The sequence below is a fragment of the Pseudomonas sp. S2_A05 genome, assembly GCF_054668485.1.
The window spans coordinates 5,847,307-5,864,763 of sequence record NZ_CP162775.1 but is presented as its reverse complement, the minus strand read 5'-3'; the positions used below and the strand labels follow the sequence as shown (position 1 = coordinate 5,864,763).

Annotated in this window: 14 protein-coding genes and 2 pseudogenes; 7 read left to right on the top strand and 9 right to left on the bottom strand. The window is 60.9% G+C overall.

Annotation, left to right across the window (positions count from 1 at the left end; genetic code table 11):
- Positions 1-9: 9 nt before the first annotated feature.
- From lepA to lptF, 3 genes and pseudogenes are all read right to left on the bottom strand, one after another.
- Positions 10-1,806 carry a translation elongation factor 4 gene (gene lepA, locus AB4O12_RS26440; RefSeq protein ID WP_016771564.1) on the bottom strand — a complete coding sequence of 599 codons (1,797 nt, stop codon included), beginning with the start codon at positions 1,804-1,806 and terminating at the stop codon, positions 10-12.
- Between the two features lie 173 nt (positions 1,807-1,979).
- A pseudogene (lptG, locus tag AB4O12_RS26435) lies at positions 1,980-3,042 on the bottom strand (LPS export ABC transporter permease LptG).
- The gene (gene lptF, locus AB4O12_RS26430) at positions 3,035-4,156 is read right to left on the bottom strand and encodes an LPS export ABC transporter permease LptF (protein ID WP_460059986.1); all 1,122 of its coding nucleotides are present in this window, start codon (positions 4,154-4,156) and stop codon (positions 3,035-3,037) included. The pseudogene lptG and the gene lptF overlap by 8 nt, the downstream one beginning before the upstream one ends.
- A 296-nt stretch (positions 4,157-4,452) precedes the next feature.
- Here lptF and AB4O12_RS26425 point away from each other — a divergent pair, with 296 nt between their 5' ends.
- The 5 genes from AB4O12_RS26425 to rlmF all read left to right on the top strand — a co-directional run bounded on the left by AB4O12_RS26425 (position 4,453) and on the right by rlmF (position 11,121).
- On the top strand, positions 4,453-5,943 hold the full coding sequence (locus AB4O12_RS26425; RefSeq protein WP_460059985.1) for a leucyl aminopeptidase: 1,491 nt from the start codon (positions 4,453-4,455) through the stop codon (positions 5,941-5,943).
- 60 nt (positions 5,944-6,003) lie between these two features.
- Positions 6,004-6,432: a DNA polymerase III subunit chi gene (locus AB4O12_RS26420; protein ID WP_056783088.1), complete on the top strand. Its 429-nt coding sequence runs from the start codon at positions 6,004-6,006 to the stop codon at positions 6,430-6,432.
- A gap of 8 nt (positions 6,433-6,440) precedes the next feature.
- Entirely contained in the window at positions 6,441-6,827 is a 387-nt protein-coding gene (locus AB4O12_RS26415; protein WP_056783087.1) for a hypothetical protein, read from the top strand.
- Between the two features lie 194 nt (positions 6,828-7,021).
- Positions 7,022-9,868, top strand: coding sequence for a valine--tRNA ligase (locus AB4O12_RS26410; RefSeq protein ID WP_460059984.1), 2,847 nt, complete (start codon positions 7,022-7,024; stop codon positions 9,866-9,868).
- A 233-nt stretch (positions 9,869-10,101) separates the two neighbouring features.
- On the top strand, positions 10,102-11,121 hold the full coding sequence (gene rlmF / locus AB4O12_RS26405; protein WP_460059983.1) for a 23S rRNA (adenine(1618)-N(6))-methyltransferase RlmF: 1,020 nt from the start codon (positions 10,102-10,104) through the stop codon (positions 11,119-11,121).
- A 194-nt stretch (positions 11,122-11,315) separates the two neighbouring features.
- On the opposite strand, the gene AB4O12_RS26400 is transcribed toward rlmF, so the two are convergent.
- Entirely contained in the window at positions 11,316-11,597 is a 282-nt protein-coding gene (locus AB4O12_RS26400) for an HU family DNA-binding protein (protein WP_003221909.1), read from the bottom strand.
- A gap of 394 nt (positions 11,598-11,991) precedes the next feature.
- Here AB4O12_RS26400 and yejK point away from each other — a divergent pair.
- Positions 11,992-12,997 (top strand): annotated as a pseudogene (gene yejK, locus AB4O12_RS26395) (nucleoid-associated protein YejK).
- Positions 12,997-13,347 carry a glutaredoxin family protein gene (locus AB4O12_RS26390; protein WP_056783081.1) on the top strand — a complete coding sequence of 117 codons (351 nt, stop codon included), beginning with the start codon at positions 12,997-12,999 and terminating at the stop codon, positions 13,345-13,347. Before yejK ends, AB4O12_RS26390 begins: the two are co-directional and overlap by 1 nt.
- Positions 13,348-13,463: 116 nt before the next feature.
- Here AB4O12_RS26390 and AB4O12_RS26385 read toward each other — a convergent pair whose 3' ends face one another.
- The 5 genes from AB4O12_RS26385 to AB4O12_RS26365 all read right to left on the bottom strand — a co-directional run bounded on the left by AB4O12_RS26385 (position 13,464) and on the right by AB4O12_RS26365 (position 17,441).
- Positions 13,464-14,399, bottom strand: coding sequence for a glutathione S-transferase family protein (locus tag AB4O12_RS26385; RefSeq protein WP_460059982.1), 936 nt, complete (start codon positions 14,397-14,399; stop codon positions 13,464-13,466).
- Positions 14,400-14,483: 84 nt separating this feature from the next.
- Positions 14,484-14,786 carry a GIY-YIG nuclease family protein gene (locus tag AB4O12_RS26380; protein WP_095180433.1) on the bottom strand — a complete coding sequence of 101 codons (303 nt, stop codon included), beginning with the start codon at positions 14,784-14,786 and terminating at the stop codon, positions 14,484-14,486.
- A 40-nt stretch (positions 14,787-14,826) separates the two neighbouring features.
- Positions 14,827-15,297, bottom strand: a complete 471-nt coding sequence (locus AB4O12_RS26375) for a nuclear transport factor 2 family protein (protein WP_095180432.1) — start codon at positions 15,295-15,297, stop codon at positions 14,827-14,829.
- A gap of 190 nt (positions 15,298-15,487) precedes the next feature.
- Entirely contained in the window at positions 15,488-16,792 is a 1,305-nt protein-coding gene (locus AB4O12_RS26370; protein WP_460059980.1) for a CynX/NimT family MFS transporter, read from the bottom strand.
- Positions 16,782-17,441, bottom strand: coding sequence for a FadR/GntR family transcriptional regulator (locus AB4O12_RS26365; RefSeq protein ID WP_460059979.1), 660 nt, complete (start codon positions 17,439-17,441; stop codon positions 16,782-16,784). The genes AB4O12_RS26370 and AB4O12_RS26365 overlap by 11 nt, the downstream gene beginning before the upstream one ends.
- Positions 17,442-17,457 lie beyond the last annotated feature (16 nt).

Here is a 17,457-nt window from a genome sequence, read left to right as displayed (position 1 = left end):
AGGACCTGATTATTCCAACCTGAGCACGGCGAGGAAGGCTTCCTGTGGAATTTCCACGTTGCCGACCTGTTTCATGCGTTTCTTACCGGCCTTCTGCTTCTCGAGCAGCTTCTTCTTACGACTGACGTCACCGCCGTAGCATTTGGCCAATACGTTCTTTCTGAGCGCCTTGACGGTTGTCCGGGCCACGATCTGACCACCGATGGCGGCCTGAATCGCCACGTCGAACATCTGACGAGGAATCAGTTCTTTCATCTTCTCGGTCAACTGGCGACCTTTGAAGTGCGAATTGTCACGGTGCACGATCAATGCCAGGGCATCGACCTTGTCGCCGTTGATCAGCACGTCCAGTTTCACCAGATTAGCCGATTGGTAACGATCGAAATGGTAGTCCAGCGAAGCATAGCCGCGGCTGGTGGATTTGAGACGATCGAAGAAGTCCAGGACCACTTCGTTCATCGGCAGGTCGTAGGTGACTTGCACCTGATTGCCGAGGAACAGCATGTCGACCTGAACGCCGCGTTTCTCGATGCACAGGGTGATGACGTTGCCCAGGTGTTCCTGCGGCACGAGGATATTGGCGCGCACGATTGGCTCGCGCATGTCCTCGATCGCCGACACATCCGGAAGCTTCGACGGGTTGTCGACGTAAATCGTTTCACCGGTTTTCAGCACCAGCTCGAAAATTACTGTCGGCGCGGTGGTGATCAGGTCCAGGTCGTATTCGCGCTCGAGGCGCTCCTGAATGATCTCCATGTGCAGCATGCCGAGGAAGCCGCAACGGAAGCCGAAGCCCAGGGCGTCGGAGCTTTCCGGGGTGTACTGCAGCGACGAGTCGTTAAGGGTCAGCTTCTGCAGCGCTTCGCGGAAATCCTCGAAGTCGTCGGAACTGACCGGGAACAGACCGGCGTAAACCTGTGGCTGAATGCGTTTGAAGCCCGGCAGCACCGGCACATCAGGGGTGGAGCTCAGGGTCAGGGTGTCACCGACCGGTGCACCGTGAATGTCCTTGATGCTGGCGATGATGAAGCCCACTTCGCCGGCCTTCAGATCAACGGTGGCGGTGTGTTTCGGGTTGAACACGCCGACGCTGTCGACCAGGTGCACCTTGCCGGTGGACTTGACCAGAATCTTGTCGCCCTTCTTCACACGGCCGTGGCGCACGCGTACCAGGGAAACAACGCCCAGGTAGTTGTCGAACCAGGAGTCGATGATCAACGCTTGCAGCGGATCTTCGATGTTGCCGGTCGGCGCAGGAATGGTGTGCACCAGACGCTCGAGCACTTCGTCGACACCCAGGCCGGTCTTGGCGCTGCAGGTGACGGCGTCGGTGGCGTCGATGCCGATGATCTTCTCGATCTCGTCCTTGACGCGATCCGGCTCGGCCTGTGGCAGGTCGATCTTGTTCAGTACCGGCATGACCTCCAGGCCCTGCTCGATGGCGGTGTAGCAGTTGGCCACGGACTGGGCTTCTACGCCCTGCCCCGCATCGACCACCAGCAGGGCGCCTTCGCACGCCGCCAGGGAACGGCTGACTTCGTAGGTGAAGTCGACGTGGCCCGGGGTGTCAATGAAGTTCAGCTGGTAGGTGATGCCGTCTTTGGCTTTGTAATAGAGGGTAACGCTGTGGGCCTTGATGGTGATCCCGCGCTCACGCTCAAGATCCATGGAATCCAGTACCTGGGCTTCCATTTCACGCTCGGCCAGGCCGCCGCACATCTGGATGAAACGGTCAGCCAGCGTCGACTTGCCATGGTCAATGTGGGCGATGATGGAGAAATTGCGGATATGACTCAAATCACTCACGGATCAACACTCAAAAAGGCTGCAGGCTTGGCCCGCCGAAAAATAGCCGGGAATTGTACCTGATACACGGCGCAAGCGTCACGTTCGCCTGTCACCCGGATCGCATGCAAAAACGCCCCGGTCTGGCGACCGAGGCGTTTTCAGGGCTCAAGCGCTGAATGAAAGCTTGTTCATCAGCCCGCTCGCCTGAGCAGCCAGACACCCGCCAGCGCACACACGCCGGCCGGCACCAGCACCGCAAACAGCGGCGAGAAACCGAACACCAGACTCGATGGCCCCAGCAGATCCTGGACGATGCGGAAGGTGAAGCCCACCAGCACGCCAGTGAAGACCCGCTGACCAAGGGTCACCGAGCGCAGTGGGCCGAAGATGAACGAGATCGCCATCAGCACCAGCGCGGCGGTCACCAGCGGCTGCAACACCTTGACCCAAAATGCCAGCCAGTAGCGACCATTGCTCAGGCCCTGCTCCGCCAGATAGTGGATGTAGCCCCACAGACCGCTGATCGACAGCGATTCCGGCGCCATCACCACGGTGCTGAGCAGCTGCGGGCTCAACGCCACGTCCCACTCCTCGCTCGGACTATTGACCACTTCAGTACTGCGCTCATGGAACAGCGTGGTGGCAACGTCGGTGAGCTGCCACTTGGTGCCGTCGAACTCGGCCTTCTTGGCGAAGCTGGAGCTGAGCAGATGGCGCTCCTTGTCGAAGTGATAGCGTGTCACGCCGTACAACAGACCGTTCGGCTGAACCGCGTTGATGTGGATGAATTCTTCACCCTGACGGTGCCACATACCGTGCTTGGCGCTTTGCGCATCGCCGCTGCCCTGGGCCAGCGAGCGATTGGCACTGGGCCATGCTTTCGGTGGCCGGGGCGACGTATTCGCCAATCAGCACGCCGGCGAGCATCAGCACCAGCATCGGCTTCATCACAGCCCAGACGATACGGCCGATCGACACGCCAGCAGCGCGCATGACCGTCAGCTCACTGCTGCTGGCCAGACTGCCGAGACCGATGAGGCAGCCGATCAATGCGGCCATCGGCAACATTTCATACAGCCGGCGCGGTGCGGTCAGCAATACAAAACCGAGCACGTCGACCAGGGTGTAGGTGTCGCTGACGTCGCCCATTTCATCGATGAAGGCAAACAGCGTCGCCAGGCCGAGGATGATCGCCAGCACGGCGATGATCGCCATGAACACGCTGCTGCCGATGTAGCGGTCGAGTTTAACCACGGGCCACCTCCAGCGCAGCGCTGCGACGGCTGGCCAGCTTCAGACGCAGCGGCTCCCAGTAAAGCAGGCCGAGGCCGATCACCAAAAAGATCGCGTGTACCCACCACAGACCGAGGGCCGGCGGGATCTTGCCTTTTTCAAGGGCGCCGCGAGCGGCAATCAGGATGGTCAGGTAAGCCATATAAAGAAGAATCGCCGGCAGCAGCTTGAGGAAACGCCCCTGACGCGGATTCACCCGCGACAGCGGCACCGCCATCAGGGTCACGATGAACACCAGCAACGGCAGCGACATGCGCCATTGCAGCTCGGTTTTCGAACGAATGTCGTCGCTGCCCCACAGGGACGACGTCGGCATCGCATCGCGATCGGTGACTTCTTCGCTGACGTCCGGCTTGGGCAGCAGCACGCCGTAGGTTTCGTAATGGATGGCGCGGTAATCGGCCTGCCCGGGGCTGCCGTCATAACGATAGCCGTTGTCGAGAATCAGGTAGCGATTGCCATCGGGGCGGATTTCCTGACGGCCCGACTCGGCCACCAGTACGGAAATCCCGCGGTCCTTCTTATCGGCACCGAGGTTCTTCTGCGAGATGAACACGCTGCCGAGATTGACGCGATCGTCGCTCAGGGTTTCGGTGTAGGTCACCCGAGTGCCATCACGCAGGGCCTGGAAGCGGCCCGGCTCGAGGGTATCGAACTCGGTCAGCGCGTCCTGCTTGTTCAGCAGCAGCTGAAACTGGTTGGCGCCCTGCGGAGCCAGGCCGAGGCTCAGCCACGCGACCACCAGTGCCACCAGCATCGCCGGAAACAGGGTCATGCGAAACAGCTTCTGCTGGCTCATGCCGGTGGCCGAAAGCACGGTCATTTCGCTTTCAAGGTACAGGCGACCGTAGGCCAGCAGGATCCCGAGGAACAGGCCCAGCGGCAGAATCAGTTGCAGGAAACCCGGCAGACGAAAGCCCATGATCAGGAACAGCGAGCCCGGATCGAGCTGACCGGCTGCAGCCTGCGCCAGGTATTTGATGAAGCGACCGCTCATGATGATGACCAGCAGCACGGCACTTACGGCGCTGAGGGTCAACAGGACTTCGCGGGACAGATAACGGAAGACGATCAAACCAGACACTCCAGGGTTGTCAGGCTAAGGCGGCCAAACAAGCAAACACATCGACCGGCCCGCCATGCAGAGCGGTCGAAAAAAGATGCGGCATTATCCTGTGATTGGGTGCGCCTGTCACTGCGCACACTCATCCATCTCTGTAATCCTTTGCTGAGGGTTGTCAGGCGCGGGGAGCGAGGTTCAAACTGCGGCCCTTGTCGCAGGCTTTGGCCTGCGCCTCTTCTATCTATAAGCAGGCGACTGCGAACAGCGTCGAACGCCTGCGTGTTGACCATTCATTCAGGGATCCGGACATGGAACTGGTTGTAAAAAGCGTTAGCCCAGAAACGTTGAAAACCGCCACCCTGGTGGTTGCCGTCGGCGAAGGCCGCAAACTCGGTGTCGCCGCCAGACTGGTCGACGAGTCGAGCGGTGGTGCCATCAGCGCCGTGCTCAAGCGTGGCGACCTGGCCGGCAAGGTCGGTCAAAGCCTGCTGCTGCACAGCCTGCCGAACCTGAAAGCCGAGCGCGTGTTGCTGGTCGGCGTGGGCAAGGACGAGGAACTGGGCGACCGTCCGTTCCGCAAAATCGTTGCCGGCATCCTCAACACCCTCAAAGGCCTGGGCGGCGGCGATGCCGTACTGGCGCTGGATGAAGTCATCGTCAAAGGTCGCGACAGCTACGGCAAGACCCGCCTGCTGGCGGAAACCCTGGTCGACGGCGGCTACACCTTCGACCAGTTCAAGAGCCAGAAAGCCGAACCGCGCGCTCTGAAGAAAATCACCCTGCTGACCATCAAGGCTGCGCAGGCCGAAGTGCAGCGCGCCGTGAACCACGCCACCGCCATCGCCAACGGCATGGCGTTCACCCGCGATCTGGGCAACCTGCCACCGAACATCTGCCACCCGACGTTCATGGGCGAACAGGCCAAGAACCCGGGCAAAGAGTTCAAGGATCTGAAAGTCGAAGTGCTCGACGAGAAGAAGATCAAGTCTCTGGGAATGGGTTCGTTCTACGCTGTGGGCCAGGGCAGCGCCCAGCCGCCGCGCCTGATCGTCATGCAATACAACGGTGGCAAGAAATCCGAGAAGCCATACGCGCTGGTCGGCAAGGGCATCACCTTCGACACCGGCGGCATCAGCCTGAAGCCGGGCGCCGGCATGGACGAGATGAAGTACGACATGGGCGGCGCTGCCTCCGTGTTCGGCACATTGCGCGCCGTGCTTGAGCTGAAACTGCCGATCAATCTGGTGTGCATCCTCGCCTGCGCCGAAAACATGCCGAGCGGCAATGCGACCCGTCCGGGCGACATCGTCACCACCATGAGCGGCCAGACCGTGGAAATCCTCAACACCGACGCCGAAGGCCGTCTGGTGCTGTGCGATGCGCTGACCTACGCCGAGCGCTTCAAGCCACAAGCGGTGATCGACATCGCCACCCTGACCGGTGCTTGCGTGGTGGCCCCGGGCGCACACACGTCCGGCCTGCTGGGCAACAACGACGAACTGATCGACCAACTGCTCAGCGCCGGCAAGGCTGCCGACGACCGCGCCCGGCAACTGCCGCTGTTCGACGAGTATCAAGAGCAGCTGGACAGCCCGTTCGCCGACATCGCCAACATTGGCGGGCCGAAGGCCGGCACCATCACTGCCGCCTGCTTCCTGTCGCGCTTCACCAAGAACCTCAACTGGGCGCACCTGGACATCGCCGGCACGGCATGGACCAGCGGCGGCAAGGACAAGGGCGCCACTGGCCGTCCGGTTCCGCTGCTGACCCAGTACCTGCTCGATCGCGCCAAAGCCTGACACCGCTGATGGGCGGCGGCGCCACTTTCGGGTGACGCCGCTTGCCGCTCTGGAACCGCAATGACCAAAGTCGACTTCTATATCCTGCCCAGCGCCGATCCTTCAGCGCGTCTGGATTTCGCCTGCAAGCTCACCGAGAAAGCCTGGCGCATGGGCCATCGCATCTACCTGCATTGCAGCGATGCGGCCCAACGTGACGATCTCGATGCGCGTCTGTGGGCATTCAAGGGCGAAAGTTTCGTGCCTCACGGCCCTGCCGACAGTGAGCCCGACGGTTTGATCGTGCTGGGACACGGGGCAGACTGCGGTGAGCACCAGGATCTGCTGGTCAATCTCGATCTGAAAGTCCCGGCCTTCGCCAGCAAATTCGCCCGCGTGGCGGAAGTGGTGGTGGAAGATCCGACCATCCGCGCAGCGGCGCGGGAGAGTTTCCGTTTCTACCGCGAACAGGGCTATTCTCTGCAAGACCACCGTTTACAGCGACTCTGAGCATTCCAATGGACACTCCGAAACCGCAACAGAAATCCGCACACCTGCTGGACGATCTCGAATCGATCCGCCAGTTGCTCGGCGATGACAACCTGCAACCGCCGCTGTTGACCGATACGGTCGATGACGGCGAACAGGAACAGATTCCGATGCTGTTCGATTCCGTCGGCAATCAGCCGGCGGCCGTCGAGCCGCCACCAGCGCCGCCGGCTGCCCCGGCTGCCGCACCGGTCGATAAAGGTCCCGACGCTCTCCTGCACCTGGACAGCGAACTGCGCGCCGCCGCGCAATTGATCATGCAAGACGTGATCGACGACTTCGCCCCGCACATCGAAACCGAAATCAAACGCCGCCTGGATGCGCGGATGGAGCGGCTGCTCAGCCAGTACGAATAAGCCGCTGGTGTAGGAGCTGCCGAAGGCTGCGATCTTTTGACTTTGCTTTCACAAAAAACAAGATCAAAAGATCGCAGCCTTCGGCAGCTCCTACATTTAGATCTCCGCCCGACCTCCCCCGCTCGCCCTCGGCACCACGCCCCGCTATACTTCCCGGCTTTTCCTGAATAAATGCCAATAGGGTCCCGCCGCGCATGGATAAGACCTACCAGCCGCACGCCATTGAAACTTCCTGGTACAAGACCCGGGAGTCCGAGAACTACTTCGCCCCGCAAGGCGCGGGCGAGTCCTACACGATCATGATCCCGCCGCCGAACGTCACCGGCAGCCTGCACATGGGTCACGGTTTCAACAACGCGATCATGGACGCGTTGATCCGTTTCCGCCGCATGCAGGGTCGCGACACCCTGTGGCAGCCGGGCACCGACCACGCCGGTATCGCCACGCAGATGCTGGTGGAGCGCCAACTCGAAGCCCAGGGCCAGAATCGTCACGATCTGGGCCGGGAAAAATTCCTCGAGAAAGTCTGGGAATGGAAAGATCAGTCCGGCGGCAACATCAGCCGGCAGATCCGCCGCCTCGGCTCGTCCGTCGACTGGAGCCGCGAGCGCTTTACCATGGACGACGGCCTCTCGGAAGCGGTCAAGGAAGCTTTCGTGCGCCTGCATGAAGACGGCCTGATCTACCGCGGCAAGCGTCTGGTCAACTGGGACACCAAACTGCACACGGCGATTTCCGACCTCGAAGTGGAAAACCACGAAGAGAAAGGCTTCCTGTGGAACCTGAAATACCCATTGGCCGATGGTGTAAAAACCGCCGAGGGCGATGACTTCCTGATCGTCGCCACCACCCGTCCGGAAACCATGCTCGGTGACTCCGCCGTCGCGGTTAACCCGAACGACGAACGCTACAAAGCGCTGATCGGCAAATTCGTCGAGCTGCCACTGGTTGGCCGCCGCATCCCGATCATCGCCGACGATTATTGCGACCCTGAATTCGGCACCGGCTGCGTGAAAATCACCCCGGCCCACGATTTCAACGACTACGAAGTCGGCAAGCGCCACAACCTGCCGCTGCTGAACATCTTCGACAAGAACGCCAACGTGCTGCCTGCCGCTCAGGTGTTCAACCTCGACGGCACGCTGAACGAGAGCATCGACGGCAAGATTCCGGCCGAGTTCGCTGGCCTGGAACGTTTCGAAGCGCGCAAGCAGATCGTTGCCGCGTTCGACGCCGCCGGCCTGCTGGTGAGTGTCAACGATCACAATCTGAAAACGCCGAAAGGCGATCGCTCCGGCACGGTCATCGAGCCGTGGCTGACCGACCAGTGGTACGTATCGACCAAGCCGCTGGCCGAGCCGGCGATTGCTGCCGTTGAAGACGGTCGCATCCAGTTCGTGCCCAAGCAGTACGAAAACATGTACTTCTCGTGGATGCGCGACATCCAGGACTGGTGCATCAGCCGTCAGCTGTGGTGGGGCCACCGGATTCCGGCCTGGTACGACGAGTCGGGCAAGGTCTACGTCGGTCGCGACGAAGCCGAAGTCCGTGCCAAGCACAACCTCGGCCCGGACGTTGCACTGCAACAGGACAACGACGTACTCGACACCTGGTTCAGTTCCGGCCTGTGGACCTTCTCGACCCTGGGCTGGCCTGAGCAGACCGAGTTCCTGAAGAAATTCCACTCTACCGACGTGCTGGTCACCGGTTTCGACATCATTTTCTTCTGGGTTGCCCGGATGATCATGATGACCATGCACCTGATGAAGAACGAAGACGGCACGCCGCAGGTTCCGTTCAAGACTGTGTACGTACACGGTCTGGTACGCGACGGCCAAGGCCAGAAGATGTCCAAGTCCAAGGGCAACGTCCTTGACCCGCTGGACATCATCGACGGCATCGACCTGGAAACCCTGGTGCAGAAGCGCACCTCGGGCCTGATGCAACCGAAACTGGCGAAGAAGATCGAGAAAGCCACCCGCGAAGAGTTCGCCAACGGCATCGAAAGCTACGGCACCGACGCCCTGCGCTTCACGTTCTGCTCGCTGGCCTCGACCGGTCGCGACATCAAGTTCGACATGGGTCGCGTCGAAGGCTATCGCAACTTCTGCAACAAGATCTGGAACGCCGCGCGTTACGTTCTGGACAAGGGCGAAGACTGCGGCCAGAACGGCGAAGCCTACGAGCTGTCGCTGGCTGATCGCTGGATCATCTCGCAGCTGCAACGCACCGAAGCCGAAGTGACCCGCCAACTGGATCAGTTCCGTTTCGACCTCGCCGCGCAAGCGTTGTACGAGTTCATCTGGAACCAGTACTGCGACTGGTATCTGGAACTGTCCAAGCCTGTGCTGTGGGACGAGAACGCACCGGTCGAACGTCAGCGCGGCACTCGCCGGACGCTGGTACGCGTGCTGGAAGTGGCGCTGCGTCTGGCGCATCCGTTCATGCCGTTCATCACTGAAGAAATCTGGCAGCGCATCGCGCCGCTGGCCGGCATCCAGGGCAAGACGATCATGCTGCAACCCTGGCCGGTGGCCAACGAAGAGCGCATCGATCCGGCGGCGGAAAACGACATCGAATGGCTCAAGGAACTGATGCTCGGCACGCGCAACATTCGTGGCGAGATGAACATCGGCCCGGGCAAGCCACTGCCGATCTTCCTGAAGAATGTCAGCGCTGACAACCAGCGCCGCCTGACCGAGAACGAAGCGCTGCTGAAGAAGCTGGCGCGCCTGGAATCGATCACCGTACTCGCCGCTGGCGAAGAAGCACCGCTGTCCGCCACCGCACTGGTCGGCGAGATGGAAGTGCTGGTGCCGATGGCCGGTCTGATCGACAAGGGCGCCGAACTGGCGCGTCTGGACAAGGAAATCCTGCGTCTGCAGGGCGAAGTCCAGCGGGTTGGCGGCAAGCTTTCCAACGCAGGATTCGTCGACAAGGCCCCGGCCGAAGTCATCGAGAAGGAACGCGCCAAACTGGCCGAGGCCGAACAAGCCCTGGGCAAGCTGGCCGAGCAGCACGCGCGGATTGCCAGTCTGTAACGGCAAACCGCACTGAAAAAGGGAGGCCCAAGTGGCCTCCCTTTTTTATTCCTGAAAAACCTTGAGTCCCCTGTGGGAGCGAGCCTGCTCGCGAAAGCGCTGTGTCAGCCGACAAATCTGCCGGATGTGAAACCGCCTTCGCGAGCAGGCTCGCTCCCACAGTTTGAACGGTGTTGCCTTCAGATGTGGGACAATGCCCGCCACTTTCAGCCATACCCGAATCGACCACGCCCATGACCGCCCCCCGCACACCCAAACCTGCGCGCAAGAAGCCTGACGCCGCCTCCCCGAGCAAAGCCGTCGAGCCGCGCGAGAAGGCCAGCCTGCACCCGCGCAATCGCCATCAGGGTCGTTACGACTTTCCGGCGCTGATCAAGACCACGCCGGAACTGGCCAAGTACGTGATCACCAACCCGTACGGCAAGGAAAGCATCGACTTCGCCAGCCCCGACGCGGTACGTGTGTTCAATCGGGCGCTGCTCAAGGCGTTCTACGGCATCCAGCATTGGGACATCCCGGCGGATTACCTCTGCCCTCCGGTTCCGGGGCGTGCCGACTATGTGCACTTTCTCGCCGACCTGCTGGCGAGCATGAACGACGGCAAGGTCCCGCGCGGCGCGATCGTCAATGTGCTGGATATCGGCATGGGCGCCAACTGCGTTTATCCGTTGATCGGCAACAGCGAATACCGTTGGCACTTCCTCGGCTCGGAGATCGACCCGACAGCCGTGGCGGCGGCGCGAGCCATCGTGCAGTCCAACGATCTGAGCAAGGTGATCCAGCTGCGCCAGCAGGAAAACCGCAAACACATCCTCATCGGCTTGCTGGAGCCGGGCGAGCGCTTCGACCTGACCATGTGCAACCCGCCGTTCCACGCTTCGATGGAAGAAGCGACCAAGGGCAGCGAGCGCAAATGGCGCGCCTTGGGCAAGGCCGACCCGAAACGCAAGCTGCCGGTGCTGAACTTCGGTGGGCAATCGGCGGAGCTGTGGTGTGAAGGCGGTGAAGCGCGCTTTGTGACGCAGTTGATTGCCGAAAGTGCGAACTTCCAGCACAAAGTGTTGTGGTTCAGCACCCCGGTGTCGAAGGCCTCGAACCTGCCGGCCATCGAGACCGCACTGAAGAAGGCTGGCGTGCTGGAGAGCCAGGTCGTGGAGATGTCGCAGGGCCAGAAGCAGAGCCGCTTTGTTGCCTGGACCTTCCAGACCAAGTCCGAGCAGCAGATCTGGCGACGCGAGCGCTGGGTTCGCTAACACACAGCAGATCCCCTGTGGGAGCGAGCCTGCTCGCGAAGGCGGCGTGTCAGTCAGCTTCAATATCGACTGACCTACCGCTTTCGCGAGCAGGCTCGCTCCCACATTGGCACTGCGATTCAGTCGCTAAATCACAGACACAAAAAAACCGTGCCCCGGATCACTCCGAAGCACGGTTTTTTTATCGCTGCGTCTTACTTGTTCACAGCGTCGGTCAGGCCTTTGGCCACAACCAGCTTGATCACTTTCTTTGCAGGGATTTCGATGGCAGCGCCAGTCGAAGGGTTACGGCCGGTGCGGGCAGGACGCTCGGTCACTTTCAGCTTGCCGATACCTGGCAAGGTGATTTCGCCGCCGTTTTCCAGCTGATCGGCAACGATTTGGCCCAGTTGGTCCAGAGCGTTACGCGCGGTGGTTTTCGGCGCGTCGATAGCTTCAGCGATGTCGGCGATCAGTTGGTCTTTAGTAAGAGCCATGTAGTGTTCCTTCCCTATCAAATTCATATGGATTGCAGAGTGCAGTGTCAGCCATCGAGCCCGATCTTCTGGATCTGGCACCCTCGGCGATAACCACGACGAGTCGGGTTATAGATGCCGAAATCAGGGTTTGGTTCGACCTGACAAATGCTGAATGCACGCTTAACGCAGTGACTTCGCGTAAGACCGGGCAAAACTAGCACAGCGACAAGGAAATATCCGCCTCTAGCTACCCATTTGGTCAGCTTTATTGCGCTAAATCGGTAAAAAACCGCTTAAGGCCGGGCGCGCGCCCCGGTTTTGCCCTGCAACCCGCGCCAAAACCAGTGGTTGCGGTACACTGAGCGCTTTTTCGGGGAGCCTGCCCTCCTCCCTTCCAACAGCCGAGAAGCCCATGCCGATCCGTCATTGCATCGTCCACCTGATCGACAAAAAACCCGACGGCACGCCCGCAGTTCTGCACGCCCGTGACTCTGAACTGGCCGAGTCCGCAGCCATCGAAAACATGCTCGCCGACCTCAACGAAAGCTACAACGCCAAACAGGGCAAAGCCTGGGGCCTGTTCCATCCGGAATCCGGCGCATTCCCGTTCAGCGGCTGGCTGAAGGAGTATATGGAAGGCGGCCGTGACTTCACCGCGTTCAGTAAAGTGGCGGTCGAGCATCTGCAGAAACTGATGGAAGAATCCAACCTGTCGGTGGGTGGCCACGTGCTGTTCGCCCACTATCAGCAAGGCATGACCGACTATCTGGCGATCGCCCTGCTGCATCACAGCGAAGGTGTGGCGGTGACCGACGAGCTCGACGTGACGCCCTCGCGCCATCTCGACCTTGGCCAGTTGCATCTGGCAGCGCGGATCAATGTCTCGGAGTGGCAGAACAACAAGCAGTCGAAACAGTACATCTCGTTCATCAAGGGCAAGAATGGCAAGAAGGTCTCGGAGTATTTCCGCGACTTCATCGGTTGCCAGGAAGGCGTCGACGGCCCCGGCGAGACGCGCACACTGCTCAAGGCCTTCAGTGACTTTGTCGAGAGCGAAGACCTGCCGGAAGACTCGGCCCGCGAGAAAACCAAGACCCTGGTCGACTATGCCAGCAGCCAGTGCCAAGCTCGGCGAACCGATGGGTCTTGAGGAGCTGTCGGAGCTGATCGACGAGGAACGCCCGAAAGCCTTCTACGATCACATCCGCAACAAGGACTATGGCCTGTCGCCAGAGATTCCGGCAGACAAGCGCACCCTCAATCAATTCCGTCGTTTCACCGGCCGCGCCGAAGGTTTGTCGATCAGCTTCGAAGCGCACCTGCTGGGCTCGAAGATCGAGTACGACGAAGAGAACGGCACCCTGATCATCAAAGGCCTGCCGACTTCGCTGACCGATCAGTTGAAGCGGCGTAACTGATGCTCGGCAATGTGCTGAAAAAGGTCGCCCTGGTGCTGCTGGTGGTCGTGGTCTATCAGAACTGGGGCAAGATCGAGCGGGTATTCAATCCCGCGCAAATGGTCTCGCCGCAGACCCGGGCGCAAGCCAATGTCGTGCTCTATGCCACCGACTGGTGCGGCTACTGCAAACAGACCAAACGCTTTCTCGACAGCAAGGGCATACCGTTCAAGGAGTTCGACATCGAGAAGGATGCCGATGCGCGCAAGGCGTATGAGGCACTGGGTGGACGCGGGATTCCGCTGATCGATGTGAACGGCACGTTGATTCGCGGGTTCGATCCGGACGAAATCCTTGCAGCCCTGAAATAACCAATGTGGGAGCGAGCCTGCTCGCGAAAGCGCTGCATCAGCCAACAACCATGTTGAATGATCCATCGTCTTCGCGAGCAGGCTCGCTCCCACAGGTTTTGCAGCTGCTTGATAAATCAGCGCGCTTCGATACGGAAACCAAAACGCGGAAAGTGCACATGCACCACGCCGCCACGTTCGTCTTCACGGCGAATGATCAGCTCTTCACTGCCAGCAAACAACAACTCGCCTGCCACCGGATCAACGCCGTAATCGACAGCGGCAATTGCCACTTGCTGTCCCGTCTTGAAGCCGTTCGGATCAACGAACCGCTCATCCGGCAATGCCGCTGGCGTCGCGTTACGCGCGACCTCCAATGCCTCGGCAGAGGACATCTCGCTCGCTGCGCCATGGCCGAACCCCAGCACCCGACCCAGCCACGCCGCAACCGCCGGATATTCATCCACCAGCGGCGCCGTGACGTGGGTCGCCTTGAGGAACCACAGCGGATGCGCCAGGGCGAAGTCGGCAATCGATGGCTCGCCGAAGAGGAAGTCGCCCTGCTCGCGCTGCAACTGTTGCTCCAGCCGCGCCATAATCGTCGGCCACTGATGTTTGGCCTGCTCGGCGGACAGACGCGTGGCGCTGCCACCGCTGAACAACCCGGCGCGGTCGGCCAGGAAGGCCTTGATCGCTTCCGGCGGCAATTTGCCGAAACGCACGGCTACCGATTCTGGCTGGAACACCAGGCTCACCGCGTGCTGGAACACCACCGAATCGGCCCACGCCGCGAAACTGGCGCTGGTCATTTCCTGGCCTTCGGGAAAGAACGCCGGCAGGGCTTTTTCCTGCTCCAGGCGTCGAGCGATCAGTGCGGTGTCGCAATAGATGTCGGCACCGATCTGCAACACTGGAGTCTTGCGGTAGCCACCGGTCAATGCCGTCAGATCAGGCTTGGGCATCACCGGGGAAATATGCACCGAACGCCGGGACAGGCCTTTGAAGCCCAGCAGCAGGCGCGCCTTCTCGGCAAATGGAGAGGTCGGGTAATGGTGCAGAATCAACTCGGACATGCTCGGCTCCGCCGCTGGAAAAGTGAATCCGCAGCTTAGCGCGCATTGCCTGACAGGCCTACCGATCTGCCTGATGGGAACCAATCAGTCAGATTGATAAGACGCGACCAGGCATTCCTTGGCGCTCTTCTTGAGTTTCTTGATCAGCCGTTCCTGTCGCAGGGCATCGCTTTTGTCACGGCACAGTTCGGTGTAGACCAACGCCATCGCCGGGCTGGAAAGAAAGAACCGCGCTCCCTTGCCGCTCTGGTGCTTGGCGAAACGGCGTACGGGGTCGTCGCTGATTCCGCAATACAACGAGCCATTGGCGGCACGCACGAGGTAGACGAACCAGGATTTACTCACTGGTTCGGCAGCATCGACGGATTTTTCGCTAAGGCTGGTCACTTCGGGATCTGAACGTGTAGGAAAACAGGCGGCGATCTTATCAGCGCCCGGCCTGAAATGCCTTCAGTCCCTTGCGCGCCTGGGCACGTACCGCGTTGCGCACCAGCGGCGTCCAGCCCAGCAGCAGGCCTTTGAAACCCAACGCCTGCCGCGACCAGCGCCACAGATCGAAGTGGTCGTGGTGCTCACAGATCTTGCCGTCCCGGAAGACGAAGCGCGCCTGGATGTCGTTGACCACGACGTTGCCGGTCTGACTGAACAGGTAAGTCGCCACCCAATGCGCGCCGCCGGTGCGCTCGTCGGCGCGGACATTGTCAAAAGTCAGGGAAAAATCCCTGGCGCGGGTAGTCAGCATGCGCCACATGTCGCCGGCATCGCGCCCGCGCAACTCGCCGAAGGCCGGATCGCTGAAGACCACATCATCGGTGTAGCAGGCCGCCATGGCTTCTGCGTCAAGGCGCTGAAAGGCTTGGTAGAAGCGGGTGATCAGGGCGCTATGGGCTTCGCTCAAGGCAATCTCCAAAGAAATAGGTACAGATTGCCAGCACCATAATCTGCCGCGCGCAGAAACACTATCGGCAATACGCAAAACCCTTGTGGGAGCGAGCCTGCTCGCGAAGGCAATTCAACATTCAACATCCATGTTGACCGAAACACCGCTTTCGCGAGCAGGCTCGCTCCCACATTTGCACCCAGTGCATTCAGATCTTTTCGCTTTGCACCTGCACATACAACGCCCGCCCGGCACCCAGCCCGGCCAGGATCGCACCAGCGCCGATAACGCCGAAGATCCAGCCCAGGGCATTCCAGCCGCCGGTCCAGTCATGCACCACGCCCACGGCAAACGGCCCCATGGACGCCAGCGTGTAGCCAAACCCCTGGGACATGCTCGACAGGTTCGCCGCGACATGGGAATCACGCGAGCGCAGCACGATCAGGGTCAGGGCCAGACTGAACGTGCCGCCCTGCCCCAGTCCGAGCAGAATCGCCCAGCCCCACAGACCTTCGATCGGTGCGTACAGGCAGCCGAACAGGCCGGCCAGGGTCAGCGCCATGACCACGACAATCGCCAGGCGCTGATCCTTGCCCCGGGTCGCCAGCCACGGCGCGGCCAGCGAACTGGCCAGTTGAATGATCACCGAACCGGACAGCACCAATCCGGCCTGAGTCGGTGTCAGCCCGCGCCCGATGAGGATTGACGGCAACCAGCCAAATACGATGTAGGCCAGCGACGATTGCAGGCCCATGTACAAGGTCACCTGCCAGGCCAGCGGATCACGCAGCAACCCGCGCACGCGATAGGCGACGTTGTGTGCGCCATGTTTGGAGCCGACTTGTGGCAGCCAGAACACTGCGGCCACCAATGCCGGAATCACCCAGAAGCCCAGGCCCATCGCCCAGCTGTTGCCGAAGTGTTCACTCAGCGGCACGGTCGAACCCGCCGCCATCGCCGCACCCAGGCACAGCGCCATGGTGTAGACGCCGGTCATGGTCCCGGCATGTTTGGCGAAATCGCGTTTGACAATGCCCGGTAACAGCACGCCGACAATGCCGATGCTGGCGCCGCCAAGCACGCTGCCGGCGAACAGGCCGATCTCGCCGAAATTACTGCGCAGGATGATGCCGCCGGCCAGCGTCAGCAGAATTCCCAGCACCACGCGCTCGGCACCGAAACGCCGCGCCAGAATCGGCGCCAGCGGCGCAAACAGGCCCAGGCACAGCACCGGCAACGTGGTCAGCAATCCCGCCTGCGCCGCAGACAGTCCGAGACTGCTGGAGACCTCGCTGAGCAACGGCGCCATGCTCGACAACGCCGGGCGCAGGTTCAGCGCCACCAGAATCAACCCGAGCAGCAACAGCCACGGGCGTTTTACCAATGGGTGGCTTTGCTGGACCTGCTCGTCATCAGCCTCGGCATCGATCAGCAGCTCTTCAAGTTCGGGGGTGCGTTTCGACACTGTGGATAACTCACTGCGGGACATGGATTTCTCGGTTTCAAGGTTCATTGATCAACTGCCTCGACAAGGCTTTGGCCCGCTCCGGGTCGCGTTGCTCGACCGCATCGAGCAAGTCGATGTGCAGATCGAACACTTCCTGACGGCGCGGGGAGATATTCAAGGTCTGGCGCAATTGCGCGCCGACGATGCTGGAGAAATATCGATACAGCTCGCTGAGGGTCGGGTTGTGCGCGGCGTCGACCAGTCGGCGATGGAACACCAGATCGCAGGCGATGTAAGTGTCGAGATCACCATGGTAGTGGCTGCCGCTGGTGCCGAGCGCTTCGCGCAGGGCCGCCAGATCGTCATCGGTACGACGCAACGCCGCCAGGCCGATGGCCTCGACTTCAAGGATGTGTCGGGTCTCCCGAGCCTGCTCCGGGGAACAGCGGGACAACGCCTTCAGCGTATCCAGCGGATCGACCACGGCGCGCAAATAACTGCCGTCGCCTTGGCGAATTTCGATCAGACCGGAAAATGCCAGAACACGCATGGCTTCGCGCACGGTGTTGCGGCTGATGCCCAGCTCGGCGCACAGCTCAGGCTCGGTCGGCAGACGCTCGCCGACTTGCCACGCACCGCTGTTGATGCGCTGACGCAGTTGATCCAAAGCCTGATCGACTAGGGACCGCTTGATCAAAGGGGAAATGTCGGACATGAAACCCACCTTTTCA